At 70.4% G+C, this 14,220-nt stretch carries 12 protein-coding genes; 6 read left to right on the top strand and 6 right to left on the bottom strand.

What is annotated here, in order from left to right; translation table 11 throughout:
- Nucleotides 1-3: 3 nt before the first annotated feature.
- From DEU35_RS11945 to DEU35_RS11930, 4 genes are all read left to right on the top strand, one after another.
- Complete coding sequence (locus DEU35_RS11945) at nucleotides 4-309, top strand: chorismate mutase (protein ID WP_103207297.1); 306 nt, start codon at nucleotides 4-6, stop codon at nucleotides 307-309.
- Nucleotides 310-692: 383 nt separating this feature from the next.
- A complete protein-coding gene (locus DEU35_RS11940; RefSeq protein WP_103207294.1) occupies nucleotides 693-2,027 on the top strand; it encodes a glycine betaine/L-proline ABC transporter ATP-binding protein in 1,335 nt (444 codons plus the stop codon).
- Nucleotides 2,027-3,031, top strand: coding sequence for a proline/glycine betaine ABC transporter permease (locus DEU35_RS11935; protein WP_116239629.1), 1,005 nt, complete (start codon nucleotides 2,027-2,029; stop codon nucleotides 3,029-3,031). Before DEU35_RS11940 ends, DEU35_RS11935 begins: the two co-directional genes overlap by 1 nt.
- Nucleotides 3,032-3,169: 138 nt before the next feature.
- Entirely contained in the window at nucleotides 3,170-4,075 is a 906-nt protein-coding gene (locus tag DEU35_RS11930) for a glycine betaine ABC transporter substrate-binding protein (RefSeq protein WP_103207288.1), read from the top strand.
- Nucleotides 4,076-4,130: 55 nt separating this feature from the next.
- Here DEU35_RS11930 and DEU35_RS11925 read toward each other — a convergent pair whose 3' ends face one another.
- Nucleotides 4,131-4,862, bottom strand: a complete 732-nt coding sequence (locus DEU35_RS11925) for a YqjF family protein (protein WP_116239628.1) — start codon at nucleotides 4,860-4,862, stop codon at nucleotides 4,131-4,133.
- A gap of 47 nt (nucleotides 4,863-4,909) precedes the next feature.
- Here DEU35_RS11925 and DEU35_RS11920 point away from each other — a divergent pair, with 47 nt between their 5' ends.
- On the top strand, nucleotides 4,910-5,170 hold the full coding sequence (locus DEU35_RS11920) for a DUF3253 domain-containing protein (protein ID WP_116239627.1): 261 nt from the start codon (nucleotides 4,910-4,912) through the stop codon (nucleotides 5,168-5,170).
- A gap of 701 nt (nucleotides 5,171-5,871) precedes the next feature.
- Here DEU35_RS11920 and DEU35_RS11915 read toward each other — a convergent pair.
- From DEU35_RS11915 to purL, 4 genes are all read right to left on the bottom strand, one after another.
- On the bottom strand, nucleotides 5,872-6,609 hold the full coding sequence (locus DEU35_RS11915; RefSeq protein ID WP_258873542.1) for a hypothetical protein: 738 nt from the start codon (nucleotides 6,607-6,609) through the stop codon (nucleotides 5,872-5,874).
- Between the two features lie 33 nt (nucleotides 6,610-6,642).
- Nucleotides 6,643-7,635: a hypothetical protein gene (locus tag DEU35_RS11910; RefSeq protein WP_141376969.1), complete on the bottom strand. Its 993-nt coding sequence runs from the start codon at nucleotides 7,633-7,635 to the stop codon at nucleotides 6,643-6,645.
- Nucleotides 7,636-7,779: 144 nt separating this feature from the next.
- A complete protein-coding gene (locus DEU35_RS17190) occupies nucleotides 7,780-7,917 on the bottom strand; it encodes a hypothetical protein (RefSeq protein WP_170210666.1) in 138 nt (45 codons plus the stop codon).
- A gap of 57 nt (nucleotides 7,918-7,974) precedes the next feature.
- Nucleotides 7,975-10,317, bottom strand: coding sequence for a phosphoribosylformylglycinamidine synthase subunit PurL (gene purL / locus DEU35_RS11905; protein WP_103207273.1), 2,343 nt, complete (start codon nucleotides 10,315-10,317; stop codon nucleotides 7,975-7,977).
- Nucleotides 10,318-10,656: 339 nt separating this feature from the next.
- Between purL and DEU35_RS11900 the strand changes: the two genes are divergently transcribed.
- Nucleotides 10,657-11,652 (top strand): glycerate kinase, encoded by a 996-nt coding sequence (locus DEU35_RS11900; protein ID WP_116239625.1) that lies wholly within the window; start codon nucleotides 10,657-10,659, stop codon nucleotides 11,650-11,652.
- 214 nt (nucleotides 11,653-11,866) lie between these two features.
- Here DEU35_RS11900 and DEU35_RS11895 read toward each other — a convergent pair whose 3' ends face one another.
- The gene (locus DEU35_RS11895) at nucleotides 11,867-14,191 is read right to left on the bottom strand and encodes an FdhF/YdeP family oxidoreductase (protein WP_103207267.1); all 2,325 of its coding nucleotides are present in this window, start codon (nucleotides 14,189-14,191) and stop codon (nucleotides 11,867-11,869) included.
- Between the last annotated feature and the right edge of the window lie 29 nt (nucleotides 14,192-14,220).

The raw sequence follows: 14,220 nt of genomic DNA, 5'->3' as shown, positions 1-14,220 counted from the left end.
CACATGACCGAGGCCGATCCTTCGACGATTCTGCAGGGGCTGCGCGGCAGTATCGACAACATCGACGCCGCCCTGATCTTCCTGCTGGCGGAGCGCTTCCGCTGCACGAAGCAAGTCGGGGTGCTGAAAGCGAAGCACGGGATGCCGGCATCCGACCCCTCCCGTGAAGAGCAGCAGATCGCCCGGCTCATGCAGTTGGCCGAACAGGCCGACCTCGACCCCGCCTTCGCCGAGAAGTGGTTCAACTTCGTCGTGGCGGAGGTCATCCGTCACCACCGGTCGGCGGCCGCAGAGCCCGCCGCCGACTGACGCGCGGCCTCGAACCGCGCACCGGCGCGGTCGTTGCGACACGCCCGGGCTGACAACTCACGCGTGGCCGCGGGAAGCGGCGACGGTGCCTCGTCCACGCGCGCACGCGTGCCACACGTCATCCGGGATCGCAAGGCCGCGAGCGATTTGCCAGGGAATCCGTCAGCGTGAAACGTTTGTAGAGGCCCGATCACGGGCCGCCCACCCGACCAGTCCGCGGTCGCCGGTGACGACTCGGGGGAGTCGGCCCGGTGAGCGTACGGTCGGCGGCCTGAGTGCCGGATCCGATATCCGACGCTGACGTGCTCCACCCCCGGAGAGCGCCGACGGCTGCCACCCGGGCGTGACCGCTGCGGCCACCCGAGGCCGCTGAGGTGCACACAGTGACCCATCCGCCTGCCTCTGCGGCGCCCGCTTCCACGGCGCCCGCTCTCGCCGCCAAGAATCTCTTCAAGGTCTTCGGCCGCGCCCCTCAGGCCGCCGTCGACAAGCTCCGCTCCGGCGCCCGCCGCGAAGACGTGGCCGACGACGGGACCGCCGCCGTCATCGACGCCAGCTTCGAGGTACAGCCGGGCGAGATCTTCGTCATCATGGGCCTCTCCGGTTCCGGCAAGTCCACGATCATCCGCATGCTCAACGGCCTGCACGAGGCCACCGCCGGAACCGTCGAGGTGAAGGGCGATGCCCTCACCGGCGTCGGCGCCTCGCGCCTGCGGTCGCTCCGGCGCGATCGCCTCGCGATGGTCTTCCAGCACTTCGCGCTCCTGCCGCACCGCACGGTCGCGGCGAATGTCGCGTACCCCCTCGAGCTCCGCGGTGTCGGCAAGACCGAGCGCCTCGCCAAGGCGAACGAGATCCTCGCGCTCGTCGGACTCGAGGGCTGGGGCGACAAGCTCCCCTCCGCACTCTCGGGCGGAATGCAGCAGCGCGTGGGCATCGCCCGTGCGCTCGCCGCCGACACCGACATCCTGCTGATGGACGAGGCGTTCAGCGCCCTCGACCCCCTCATCCGTCGAGAGATGCAGGAGCAGCTGCTCGAGCTGCAGCGGACGCTGAAGAAGACCATCGTCTTCATCACGCACGACCTCAACGAGGCGATGTTCCTCGGCGACCGCATCGCCGTCATGCGCGACGGCCGCATCGTGCAGATCGGTACGCCCGAAGACATCCTCACCGACCCGGCGAACGATTACGTCGAGCAGTTCGTGCAGGACGTCGACCGTGCCCGCGTGCTCACCGCCGGCAACGTCATGGAGCGCCCGCGTCCGCGCGTCGACGCCTCCGCCGGACCCCGCACGGCGCTGCGCCAGATGCGCGACGCCTACATGTCGGCCGTCTACGTCACCGATCGCGACCGCAAGCCGCTCGGCATCATCACCGACCGCGACGCCATCAAGCTCGTCCGCGCCGGCGAGAACTCGCTGCTCGGCAAGCTCAAGCCGCTCCCGCAGAGCGTCGGCGTCGACGACGTGCTGATGAACCTGTTCGTGCCGTCGGTCGAATCACCCCTTCCTCTCGCCGTCCTCGACGCCGACGGTCGCCTCGCCGGAGTCATCCCGCGCGTGACCCTGCTCGCCGCTCTCGGCCCCGGTCCCACCGCCACCGAGGAGCTCACCGTGCTGCCCCAGCCCCTTCCCTCCGCCGAGATCGACGCGGCGCTCGACGGGACCCCCGCCGACGCCGGGGTCACGGCATCCGAGACCGAGGGGGTGCGCTGATGAACGGTTTCCGTATCCCGGTCGGCTCCTGGGTGGATGCCGGTGTGGACTGGGTCCGCGACAACCTCTCGGGCCTGTTCGACGTCGTCGCCCTGATCGTGCGCTTCCTCGTCGGCGGGCTCAGCGACGTGCTGCTCGCCGCTCCCATCGTCGTGGTCATCATCGTCGCGGCGGCTCTCGCGTGGCTCCTGCGCTCGTGGAAGCTCGCTCTCGGGACCGTGATCGGCTTCGCCCTGATCCTCGCGATGGGCCAGTGGGTCACGGCGATGCAGACGCTGGCGCTCGTTCTCGTGGCCACCATCGTGGCCGTGGCGATCTCGGTGCCGTTGGGGATCTGGTCGGCACGCAACGCCACCGTCCGCGCGGTGCTCAAGCCGATCCTCGACTTCATGCAGACGATGCCCGCCTTCGTCTACCTGATCCCGGCGATCACGTTCTTCAGCATCGGTGTAGTACCCGGCGTGGTCTCCACCGTCATCTTCGCTCTGCCCCCGGGGGTGCGTCTGACCGAGCTCGGCATCCGCGGGGTCGACTCCGAGACGGTCGAGGCGGGGCATGCGTTCGGCGCGACCCCCGGCCAGATCCTCCGCGGCATCCAGCTGCCGCTCGCGATGCCGACGATCATGGCGGGCGTCAACCAGGTCATCATGCTCGCGCTGTCGATGGCGGTCGTCGCCGGCATCGTCGGAGCCGACGGCCTGGGTAAAGAGGTCGTGCAGTCGATCTCGACGGTCAACCTGCCCAAGGGCGTCGAGGCGGGCCTGAGCGTCGTCGTCCTCGCCGTGTACCTCGACCGGCTCACTGCTGCCCTCGGCAACCGGGCCGACAACCGCGGTTCGTTGCTGGGCGTGCTGGCTCGGCGCCGGGCCGCGCGTTCTGCGGCGGCCGTCACGGCCGGTACCACTGCCGCGCCGCACGTCGACACCGCGTCAGCGGATGCCGCGAGCGAGGCCGAGCGTGAGAAGGCCTCGCCGCGTCGCGCGCCGGTGTCGTCGGGGCACTGAGCCCCCGGCATCCCTCCCTCGTTCTCCGGCGCGAGGGGTCGATTTCGGTCGCACAGGCGAGCTCCCGGCGACAGAGAACGACCCCTCACCCGGGGAAGCACCCACGGAATCACATACGAAACGGAAGAGAACACAGCAATGAACAAGCGACACCTCACCTCTGCTCTCGCCCTCGGCGCCGCGGGCGCCCTGCTGCTCGGCGGCTGCGCCAGCGGGAACATGGCCGAAGGCGGCTCGGGCGACGGCGGAGAGAAGGGCACGATCACGCTCGGCTTCCTGCCCTCGTGGACCGACGGTCTCAGCACGGCGTACCTGCTGGAAGACCAGCTCGGCAAGCTCGGCTACAAGGTCGAGATGCAGACCCTCACCGAGGCGGGCCCGCTCTACACCGGTCTCGCCCAGGGCGACGTCGACATCTACCCGTCGGCTTGGCCCGAGCTCACGCACAAGTCGTACATGGACCGCTATGGCGACAAGATCGAGGACCTCGGCGCGTACTACGACAACGCCAAGCTCACGATCGCGGTGCCCAGCTACGTCGACATCGACTCGATCGACCAGCTCAAGGGCAACGCCGCGCGCTTCGACGGCCGCATCTACGGCATCGAACCGGGTGCCGGCCTCACCACCCAGACGCAGGAGACCATGCTCCCCGGCTACGGCCTCGACGGCGAGTTCGAGCTGGTGACCTCCTCGACCGCCGCGATGCTCACCGAGCTCGACAACGCGATCGCGGCGAAGAAGGACATCGCCGTGACGCTGTGGCGTCCGTTCTGGGCCAATGACGCCTATGACGTCAAAGACCTCGAAGACCCGCAGGGCCTCATGGGCGAACCCGAGGCCCTCCACTTCCTCGGCACCTCGGGCTTCGAAGAGAAGTACCCGGATGCCGCTGAGTTGATCAAGGGCATCCAGCTCGACGACGAGCAGTACGGCTCGCTCGAAGACCTCGTGGTCAACGAGTACGGCGAGGGCCGCGAGGCCGAGGCCGTGGACGCCTGGCTCGAGAAGAACCCCTCGGCGTTCTCGACGCAGCGCGACTGACCTCTCGCTCCACGACGCCCCCTTCGCCCTCGCGGTGGAGGGGGCGTCGTCGTCGTCACCCGACGGCCCGCGCGGCCGTGAATCGCGTGATGAAGCCGGGGTGGTCGGCGGGCATCGCCAGCACCGAGTCGGGGGTGCGTCCGGCGAGCTGGGGGAAGCCGGAGTCGGCGACGAGGCCGTCGTCGAGGACGTCGAGCTCGGCGGTGACCAGCGGCCAGGGCTCGTGCGCGTTGGCGGCCCAGATCGTGCGGCCGAGGTGCCGCTCGTGGAAGCCCCAGCGGGCGGTGAGGAAACGCGACAGGGGCGTGTCGACCGTGTCGGTGCCGAGGGTCGCCCGCACCCGGGTCGCCGGATGCCGCGCCCCGTGGCGCCGAGACCGGAACTCGATGCGCGAGCCCTCGGTGCGCACCCCCGTCCGGGCCCAGCGGTACGGCAGGCCGAACAGGGCGCGCGCGGCGAGGACGGGAGCGAGGTGCTCGGCCTCGAGTGTGCGGAAGACGACCCCGCGGCGACCCTCGTCGTCGACGGCGTACGTGCGCACGTTGATCTCGGTGAAGGTGCCCAACAGCGGTACCGGTGGCAGCGGCAGGAACCGGAACTCGCTCAGCACGAACGGCACGAGGCCCACCCAGGCGGAGCCGTCGTGCACGTCGGGGCGGGTCCCCGGTGGGAGGAGCCGCGCCACCTCGCCCGGATCGACGCGCCAGTGCACGAAGACGGCACGGCTCCAGCGTTGCGCGATGACGGCGCGTCCGGGCAGGTCAGGGGCGTGGCGCTCGGTGATCACCGGGCCATTGTGGCCCCGTCGCCTCGGCGTGGAGGGACACTGGACAGATGGCCCCGTCATCTGGTGCAGACCCTCGGCTCGTGGCATCCATCCGCGAACTGCTCGCGGCGCGCGACGCCGGCAAGACGATCTGCCCGTCCGAGGCCGCGCGCGCGGTCGGCGGCGAGGATTGGCGCGAGCTCATGCAGCCGGCACGCGACGCCGCGCATTCGCTGGTCGAGCGGGGAGAGGTCGAGGTCACGCAGAAGGGCGAGGTGGTCGACGTGACCACCGCCCGGGGGCCGGTACGGATTCGTCGCGTGCGCTGAGACGGCTGCTGTGGCCGCCGCAGAATCGGAGATTCGTACCGGAATCGGATGCCAGCGACCTTGGCATCCGATTCTGCGGCAATGTTCCGATTCTGCGGTGCGGTGCGGTGCGGTGCGGTGCGGTGCGGTGGGGCGGGTGCTCGCTGAGGCGCCCGTGTTCGGCAGCTCGAGGCGGGGCCGAGTCGGGAGAGGGACCCGGTGGTGGGGCGCCCCACCCATCGCAGAATCGGAGATTCGCACCGGAATCGGATGCCACGGGGTCTCGGAATCCGATTCTGGTTCGGTGTTCCGATTCTGCGGGTGGTGCGGGTGGTCGCGCGCGGGTGTCGCTGAGGGCGCGGGTTTCTCAGATCGCGACGCGTTCGTGAGGTGGCGAGATTTCCCGGGCGCGCCGACCGTCGTGGAATCGGAGATTCGCGCCGGAATCGGATGCGAGGAGGCACGGGATCCGATTCTGCTGCGGTGTTCCGATTCTGCGGAGCGGTCGGGCGGGTGTTGGTGGTCGCACAAGCGTGCGGGTGTCGCTGAGGGCGTGGGTTTCTCAGATCGCGGCGCGTTCGTGAGGCGTTGAGGTCACCGCGGGCGCATCGTCCGTCGTGAAATCGGAGATTGTCACCGGAATCGGATGCCAGAGGGCACGGCATCCGATTCTGCTGCGGTGTTCCGACTTCGGGGCGCATCGGCCCCGGAGGCGGGCACGGTCAGGCGGCGGAGCCGGGCGCGGTCTCGGCCGGGGGCGCGGATGCCGGGGGCGCGGTCGCTGCCCGCGGGAGTTCGAGAGCCACCTTCTTCTCGAGCACGTCGACGGCCTCGTCCGACAGCAGGATCAGCCCGTCGAGCTCCTCACGGACGCGTTTGTACGCGAGCTGGCGTTCGCTCGGTGTGGCGGCCTGGTCGGTCGCGACGGTGAGCAGCTGCTTGGCGGTGTCGAGGCGTTTGCGCTCGTCGGGGGTGAAGGCGGCGTCTTTGACACGTCGGGCGTCGCGCTCGGCGACGTCGAAGGCGACCTCGTAGTCGGTGACGGCGTCGCGATACTCTCGCAGCCGTTCGGGAGTGAGCGTCTCGCCGTCGTCGGGGCGAAGGTTGTCGGCGGCCTTCTTCGCCCGCAGGAAAGCGGCGGTGAGCGGCTGGCGTCCGTCGCTCATCGCGGGATAGGTGATGAGCTTCGACGCGTCGAGTTCGTACTCGAGCCAGCGGTGGGTGACGGCGTCCTGTGCCGCGACGACGCGCTGCTGTCCGTCGGTGGGGGCCGCAAGGGGGGTGGCGCTGGCGGCGGTCGCGCCGCCCTGTGCGCGGATCAGCTCGAGTTGTTCGCGGTGGCGTCGCCGCGCGGTGACCTCGCGGTGCTTCACCCGTGCGTTGATGGCGCCCATCGTCATTCCGAAGAGGGGGAAGACGAGCCACCAATAGCTGCCGGCGAAGGTCCAGAAGTGATCCACGGCGTCATGCTACGCCGCTCTCCCCAGCGGTTCTCACAAAGGCGATGTCGGCGGCCGATCGCGTGCGGGAGGCGGCCACACCGAGCCGTTCCGCGGCCGCGAATCACCGGCATCCGGGGTCTTCTTCTGGGCTCGTCTGGCGCCTCGCTCGCTCCAGCTGCGAGCGGCCGCTCGGCCCATCGACTCCATCGAGCGGGCGAGGGCGCGCTGAGCCGTCTCGGCCAGGTCGGATGCCACACGCGTCCACGCGTCGTCGCTCTGGGTGTTCGGCTGCTCGCGGTCGCCGCGACGGGCCGCCCGCTCGGCGCGGTCGAAGGCGTGGGCGGTGCGGCGCACGGCGTCGCGATAGGCGAGGAAGTCGGCCGGCTCGAGCCGCGTCTGCACCGAGGCCGGACGCAGCCACTGCGCCTTCTCGTGCGCGCGCAGGAAATCCGCCAGCAGGGGCGAGCGGGAGTCGCTCATCTGCGGGAAGTCGATGGCGAGGCCGGGGTCGGTCTCATAGGCCATCCACCGGGCGAGGATCGCATCGTGCTCGGCCAGCAGGCGGGCGACGGGAAGCGGTGCGCTGCCCGAGCGGATCGCCGGGAGCATGGCCTTTGCGGCTTTGACTCCCGCGCGGCGGGCACGCACCTCGGCCATCGCGGCACGCAGATCTCGTTGTGCATCGGTCAGGCGGCCACGCGCGGCGGATACCGCGTCGGACGACACGCGGGATGCCGCCCGCTCGGCCTGGGCGCGGACTACCTCGGCGTCGGCGACCTTGACGTCGGCGCGTCCGCGGGTGACGGCGGTGCGCGCGACCTGGAGGTCGAGCACGGCGGCGTCGAGTTCGAGGCGGCGTGCGGCGGCTTTGCCGAGGGGACGCGTTGACCAGGCGCGGACGGCTCGACCGGTCGTGGTCGTCGCACCGGCGGGAAGCGCATGCTGGCGCGAACGGCGCACGCCGAGCCAGCCGACGGTGCCCGCACCGGCCGCTGCCGGGCCGATCCACCACCAGTCGACCAGAAGGGCCATCAGCGGTTCCACGTTCCCCATGCTATGCCGGGCCTCCGACAGCGGGCTGGGCGTCGGGCCGGAATCCGCAGCCGTGGGCCGGGTGCGCCGGCGCCCGGGGCGCCTGTTGCCGCCCCGGCGACAGAAGGCGACCCCGACTGCCGGGGACCGAGGGACTCAGCCGAGGATCAGCGAGATCACCGTGGCACCGCCGCCGGTGAGCACGAGGGCGCCGATGACGACCCACGCGGTGATCTTGACGCGCTTCTGACGCTTGTCGCTGAACACGGTCATGTCGTCGTCGTCATCGGTCATCGCGCGTCTCCTCTCGGCGGTGCGGTGCGGTGCGGTCCGGTCCCCGGGTCTGAGGCCTCAGGCCGCCGGCTCCGAGACGGTGGGTCCGAAGACCGCGGGGAGCGTCTCGTTCGACAGGCGACGCAGCTCCGAGACGGCGACGGTGAAGACGTCCTGGATCTCGAGGGCTGCCTCGGTGCCGGGCTCGACGTCGGTCACGCCGATGCGCAGCACCGGGTAGCCGCGGCCGTCGCACAATCCGCGGAACTTCACGTCCTCTTCGCGCGGAACGCTCACCAGCACGCGGCCGGTCGACTCGCTGAACAGGGCGGCCGTGGCATCCACGCCGTCGCGCTCCATGAGCTCGGTGAGCCACACGCGCGCGCCGACGCCGAAGCGCATGACGCCCTCGGCGAGGGCCTGAGCGAGACCGCCCGACGACAGGTCGTGCGCACTCGAGACGAGCGACTGCGAGCCCGCGGCCTGCAACAGCTCGGCGAGCTTGCGCTCCTGGGCGAGGTCGACCTTCGGCGGGCGACCGCCGAGGTGGTCGTGGATCGTGCCGGCCCACTGCGAGCCGTCGAGCTCGTCGGCGGTGACACCCAGCAGGTAGAGGTTCTCGCCGGCATCCTGCCAGCCGCTCGGGATTCGTGCGGCGACGTCGTCGATGATGCCCAGGACGCCCACGACGGGGGTCGGGTGGATCGGCTGGTCGCCGGTCTGGTTGTAGAACGACACGTTGCCGCCCGTGACCGGGATGCCGAGCTCGAGGCATCCATCGCTCAGACCCTCGACGGCCTGGCTGAACTGCCACATGACCTCGGGGTTCTCGGGGCTGCCGAAGTTGAGGCAGTCCGTGACAGCGGTGGGCACCGCACCCGTGACGGCGACGTTGCGGTATGCCTCGGCCAGGGCGAGCTTCGCACCGTTGTAGGGGTCGAGCTGGTTGTAGCGGCCGTTGCAGTCGGTCGCGATCGCGAAGCCGAGGCCGGTCTCTTCGTCGACGCGGATCATGCCGGCGTCGTCGGGGAAGCTCAGCGCGGTGTTGCCGAGCACGTAGTAGTCGTACTGGTTCGTGATCCACGAGGTGTCGGCGAGGTTGGGGCTCGCGACGAGGGTCGTGAACTGGTCGCGGAGGGTGCCGGCATCCGTCGCTCGGGGCAGCTTCACGGCGGAGTCGGCCTGCAGCGCGTCGATCCACGTCGGGTAGGCGACCGGGCGCTCGTAGACGGGGCCGTCGACCGCGACGGTCGAGGGGTCGACGTCGACGATGCGCTCGCCGTACCAGTCGATGACGAGGCGGCCGTCGCCGGTGACCTCGCCCAGCACGCTCGTCTCGACGTCCCACTTGCCGACCACGGCGAGGAAGGCGTCGAGCTTCTCGGGCGCGACGATCGCCATCATGCGCTCCTGGCTCTCGCTCATGAGGATCTCCTCGGGCGTGAGCGAGGGGTCGCGCAGCAGCACCTTCGAGAGCTCGACTCTCATGCCGCTGTCGCCGTTGGCGGCGAGCTCGCTCGTGGCGCACGAGATGCCCGCGGCACCGAGGTCTTGGATCGCCTCGACCAGATCGTCCTTGTACAGCTCGAGGCAGCACTCGATCAGCACCTTCTCGGCGAACGGGTCGCCCACCTGCACCGCGGGGCGCTTGGTGGGTCCGCCGTCGGCGAAGGTGTCGGATGCCAGGATGCTGGCGCCGCCGATGCCGTCGCCACCCGTGCGGGCACCGAACAGCACGACCTTGTTGCCGACGCCCGTGGCATTGGCGAGCTTGATGTCTTCGTGACGCATGACGCCGACCGCGAGGGCGTTGACGAGCGGGTTGCCCTGGTAGACGGCGTCGAAGACCGTCTCGCCGCCGATGTTGGGCAGGCCCAGGCAGTTGCCGTAGAACGAGATGCCGCTGGTGACGCCGTGCACGACGCGCGGGGTGTCGGGGTGGTCGATCGCGCCGAAACGCAGCTGGTCCATGACCGCCACGGGTCGTGCGCCCATCGAGATGATGTCGCGCACGATGCCGCCGACGCCCGTGGCCGCGCCCTGGAAGGGTTCGATGTAGCTGGGGTGGTTGTGCGACTCGACCTTGAAGGTGACCGCCCAGCCGTCGCCCACGTCGACGACGCCGGCGTTCTGGCCCATTCCGACCATGAGGCGGGTCTTCATCTCGTCGCTGACCTTCTGGCCGAACTGGCGCAGGTAGATCTTGCTCGACTTGTACGAGCAGTGCTCGCTCCACATGACGGAGTACATCGCGAGCTCGCCGCTGGTGGGGCGGCGACCGAGGATCTCGCGGATCTGGGCGTACTCGTCGCTCTTGAGGCCGAGGGCGCCGTACGGCTGCTCTTTCTCGGGCGTGGCGATCGCGTTCTCGACGGTATCGGCGAGAGCCGTGCGGGCGGCGGAGGGGTTCGGGGTGGTCACGCGGCTGAGCTCCAAGAATCGCAGGGGCCGGACGCCAGTCAGTCTAGTTGGGTGGTCCGACGCGGCAGGGCGGTGGGTCGTCGGGAAACGGCCCGTGACATGCCGGCGCTAGCGTGACCTGCATCTACGAACACTTCGGACGCTGACGGGCCCACGGCCTCGCGCGACCGATCAGCCTGTACGGCTGCGGGAGGGGGGTGCGCGCGCGCCGTCGTCGCGCACCCCCCTCCGCCTCGTAGCGGCATCCCGGCTCGGGGCTCCGCGGTCACCGCTCGACCGCGGGCGCGGGATGATGGGGACGGGCCGGGGCTCTGCCTCCCCGTCCCGGAACGGCACAGCATGCGCGTGGTCATCGCCCCCGACAAGTTCAAGGGCACGCTGACCGCGCGTGAGGCGGCGGATGCCATGGCCCTCGCCGTGCGCGACAGGTGGTCCGGCGCCGAGATCGCGATCGTGCCGATGGCCGACGGCGGAGACGGTACCCTCGACGCCCTCGGCGGGGCGAACGTCTACGACGAGGTGACCGGACCGCTCGGCGAACCCGTGCGCGCCGCCTGGCGGCTCGACGGCCGAGCCGCCGTGATCGAGGCGGCGGCGGCATCCGGGCTTCTCCTGGCCGGGGGAGCGGACGCGAACGATCCCTGGGCCGCCACCACCCGTGGCGTCGGCGAGCTCATCGCGCGCGCTCTCGAGGCGGGATCGACACGGGTGGTCGTGGGCAGCGGGGGTGTCGCCTCCACCGACGGCGGGCGCGGCGCGATCGAGGCGTTGAACGCTCACGTGCCCTTCGCTCCCGGGCGGGTGACGGTGCTCACGGACACGACGACGACGTTCGCTCACGCGGCGACGGTCTTCGCTCCGCAGAAGGGCGCGGCCCCCGAGCTCGTCGCCCGCCTGACGGAGCGACTGAGGACGGATGCCGAGGAGTGGGCGGCGCGCTTCGGTGCCGACGTCGCCGATGTTCCCCGGTCGGGGGCGGCGGGCGGTCTCTCGGGCGCTCTGCTCGCCGCCGGTGCCGAGGTCGTGGACGGTGCGGCGTACGTCGCGCACGCGCTCGGGCTGACCGAGGCGCTCGCGGTCTCCGACCTCGCCCTCACCGGCGAGGGCGCCTTCGACGCGACGAGTACCGCGGGCAAGGGCCCGGGACACGTCCTCGCCCTCGCCGCCCGTCTCCGCGTCCCCGCGGTCGTCATCGCGGGGGTCGTCACCGCGGATGCCGTCGGCTCGCGCGTCTTCTCCATGAGCGAGGTCCTCGGCGCCGAGCGCGCTCTCGGCGACGCCGCCGACGCGCTCCGCGTCACGACGACGCAAGCCCTCTGGCAGCTCGACCTCTGAGCCGCCGCGATGAGACGACGTCGGCGTCGGCGTCGGGTGGACGCGCAGCGCCTGCACCGTCGCTCGGGTCCGACGCCGGGAGTCCGATCTTCTCCCGAGGTCCGTGAACCGACGAGGGGCGATCGCGGGGATCGGATGAACGCAGGATCGGGTGCCGCGGAATCACTCGTCCGATTTCGGCGCGATTCTCCGACTCTGTCGTGCGAACCCCGCGTCAGCCTCCGGTCTTCGCGATCCGCACCCGGATGTCCTTCATCAGCGGCTGATCGCTCTGGCGGCTGTAGTCGTCGGGGCCGAGCAGCACGTTCAGCTCGGGGAAATAGCCGGCGGCGCTACCACGCGGGGTGTCGTACTCCAGCGCGCGGAACGCGGTGACGCTGCGCACCGACCCGTCGCGCGAGGTGGCGACGATGTCGACGAGGTCGCCCTCGGCGATGCCGCGCTCCTTCATGTCGCGCCGGTTCATGAACACCAGCTCGCGGATGTTGCGGACGCCCCGGTAGCGGTCGTCGGCCGAGTAGATCGTGGTGTTCCACTGATCGTGCGAGCGCATGGTCTGCAGTACCAGCACGTCGGCCTCTGCGGGGATGACGTCGGGCAGCTCGGCATCCGAGAACTCCGCCTTGCCGGACGGCGTCTGGAAGTCGCGCTCACGGGCGGGTTGGGGGATACGGAAGCCGTACTGCTGGCGCACGAGCTCGTTGAAGCGCTCGAACCCGGGCAGCGCCTTGGCCATCGTGTCGCGGATGCGGTCGTAGTCGCCGACGTACCACTCCCATGGCGTGCCCGAGTCGGGCATGGTCGCCCGCGCGATGCGCGCGATGATCTCGGGCTCGCTGAGCAGGTGGGGCGACGCGGGCTTGCGGGAGCCGAGTGAGAGCATGACGGAGCTCATGGCGTCCTCGGTCGAGATCGACTGCGGGCCGGACTCCTGCTCGTCGCGCTCGGTGCGGCCGAGGCAGGGGAGGATGAGCGCCTTCTTGCCGTGCGTGAGGTGACTGCGGTTGAGTTTGGTGCTCACGTGCGCGGTCAGCTCGCACCGGCTCATGCCCTCGGCGGTGAGCGCGGTGTCGGGGGCGGCGCGCACGAAGTTGCCCCCCATGCCGAGGAAGACCTTCAGATCGCCGCGGTGCAGGGCCGCCACCGTGTGCACGGTGTCGAGACCGGGCTCGCGGGGCGAGGTGATGCCGCAGACCTCGTCGAGCTTCGCGAGCCAGTCCTCGGTGGGCTTGTGGTTGATGCCGCACGTGCGGTTGCCCTGGACGTTGCTGTGACCGCGCACGGGAGAGGGACCCGTGCCCTTGCGGCCGACGTTGCCGCGCAGCAGCAGCAGGTTGACGATCTCGCGCACGGTGTCGACGCCGTGCTGGTGCTGGCTCACGCCCAGGCACCAGCTGATGACGCACGCCTTCGAGGCGAGGTAGACGGCGGCGGCTGCGCGGATCTCGGCCTCGGTGAGACCCGCCTGCTCGACCAGTTCGTCCCAGGTCGTGGCCTCGACGAGCGCGCGGTAAGCGTCGAGCCCGCTCGTGTACCGGTCGAGGAACGCCTGATCGAGGGCGCTCGGGTCGGTCTCGGACGCCTCGAAGACGACCTTGGCCATACCGCGGATCAGCGCGAGGTCGCCGCCCGGGCGCACCTGCAGGTTCATCGTGCTGGTCGGAGTCGAGTGGAAGGTCGCCATGTCGACGATCTCGTGCGGAACGATCGTGCGGGTGCCGGCGACCTCGCGCAGAGGGTTGACGTGCACGATCTGCGCCCCGCGGTCGATGGCCTCGGCGAGGCTCGTCAACATGCGCGGCGCGTTCGAGGCGGCGTTCACCCCGAGGATGAACAGCGCGTCGGCGTTCTCCCAGTCCTCGAGGTCGGCGGTGCCCTTGCCCGTGGCGAGGGATGCCGTGAGCCCGCGGCCGGAGCCCTCATGACACATGTTCGAGCAGTCGGGGAGATTGTTCGTCCCGAGTTCGCGCGCGAACAGCTGGTAGAGGAAGGACGCCTCGTTGCTCAGGCGACCCGAGGTGTAGAACGCGGCCTGGTCGGGGGAGTCCATCGCCGTGAGCTCGTGGGCGATCAGGCGGAACGCGTCGTTCCACGAGATCGGCACGTAGTGATCGGTCTCGGCGTCGTAGACCATGGGTCCCACCAGACGACCGGCGTCCTCGAGTTCGAAGTCACTCCACTGCGACAGCTCGCTCACGGAGTGCTCGGCGAAGAACTCCTTGCCGACGCGCTTGTGGGTCATCTCCCACGTGACGTGCTTGATGCCGTTCTCGCAGATGTCGAGGGTCACGCCCTTGTCGTCGGGCCACGCGCACCCGGGGCAGTCGAAGCCGCTCTTGGGGTGGTTCATCGTGAACATCGCCTTGGTGCCGGCGACCGGTTGGCGCTGCTCGAGCAGCACCTTGCCGACGGTCAGAGCGGCGCCCCAGCCGGCGGCCGGGTGCTCGTAGGGCCCGGTGCTCGACCACTCGCCGTCGACCCGTGGGCCGAGGCCTCCCTGGCGCGGTTCCTCGGTCATCAGTCCGAACGATTCACCCATGTTCACCCTCCGTGGATTCCGGCGTCGAG

The sequence above is a fragment of the Microbacterium sp. AG157 genome (genome assembly GCF_003385695.1).
Taxonomy (GTDB): Bacteria; Actinomycetota; Actinomycetes; order Actinomycetales; family Microbacteriaceae; genus Microbacterium; species Microbacterium testaceum.
Note: the sequence above shows the minus strand (reverse complement) of the source record. Positions and strands in the feature narration are given on the sequence as shown.

What these genes read in the sequence shown, in the direction of transcription:
- DEU35_RS11945 (WP_103207297.1), top strand. Translation starts at nt 4, where the DNA reads ATGACCGAGGCCGATCCTTCGACGATTCTGCAGGGGCTGCGCGGCAGT.
- DEU35_RS11935 (WP_116239629.1), top strand. Translation starts at nt 2,027, where the DNA reads ATGAACGGTTTCCGTATCCCGGTCGGCTCCTGGGTGGATGCCGGTGTG.
- DEU35_RS11930 (WP_103207288.1), top strand. Translation starts at nt 3,170, where the DNA reads ATGAACAAGCGACACCTCACCTCTGCTCTCGCCCTCGGCGCCGCGGGC.
- DEU35_RS11920 (WP_116239627.1), top strand. Translation starts at nt 4,910, where the DNA reads ATGGCCCCGTCATCTGGTGCAGACCCTCGGCTCGTGGCATCCATCCGC.
- DEU35_RS17190 (WP_170210666.1), bottom strand. Translation starts at nt 7,917, where the DNA reads ATGACCGATGACGACGACGACATGACCGTGTTCAGCGACAAGCGTCAG.
- DEU35_RS11900 (WP_116239625.1), top strand. Translation starts at nt 10,657, where the DNA reads ATGCGCGTGGTCATCGCCCCCGACAAGTTCAAGGGCACGCTGACCGCG.
- DEU35_RS11895 (WP_103207267.1), bottom strand. Translation starts at nt 14,191, where the DNA reads ATGGGTGAATCGTTCGGACTGATGACCGAGGAACCGCGCCAGGGAGGC.